This window comes from uncultured Microscilla sp., from assembly GCF_947493425.1.
GTDB lineage: Bacteria > Bacteroidota > Bacteroidia > Cytophagales > Microscillaceae > Microscilla.
Window position 1 is genome coordinate 1 of the sequence record NZ_CANLRP010000449.1, and the last position, 608, is coordinate 608.

At 38.8% G+C, this 608-nt stretch carries 1 pseudogene; it reads left to right on the plus strand.

Annotated features, from left to right (window positions below):
* Positions 1-207, plus strand: a pseudogene (locus tag Q0954_RS34285) (hypothetical protein); the annotation flags it as partial.
* Positions 208-608: the final 401 nt, after the last annotated feature.

Sequence of the window (608 nt, forward strand, 5' to 3'; positions counted from 1 at the left end):
CGGCGCGAAGTGCGTCAAAAATTCCGGATAGAAAACACCCGTTTACACCGTTATATGCACAAATTGCACGACTTGGAGTACATTAAACAAGTGGGTGGTCATGTAAACAAAGGTTGGACGTACAAAATTACTTATTGGGACGATATCCAGGCTTTGCGTTCTCGTATCCGCCAGTTTCTAGCCAATCAACTCAAGGTATTGAAATAAGCGCAACACCAGAAGTTATTGAAAATCAATAAATTAGACTGGTATTGCATTCCCCAAAATGCTAGATGCAATGCCAGTTATTACTCATTACCAACGAGTTAGCCTCAAAATATCCCCTGTATTTCATATTGCAAAAAAGTGCATGGCGGTGGGGTCTAAATTCAATCTATAAAACCAATCTCTTTACTTCTTCTTATCAATTTAGTCTATTAGTTTTTAGTCGGTAGTCCGGAGTTGTTAGCGAAAGCAAACAAAAGCCAATGGTCAACTTTCATCACTACAATCTATCTCCCGACTCCCAACTATTGACTCTTAACTATCTATTCTTATGAAAACTTTTGAATCTTATTTATCCGTTGATCGTGGATTTTCGGCGGGTACGAGTTATCACAAACGTAGTG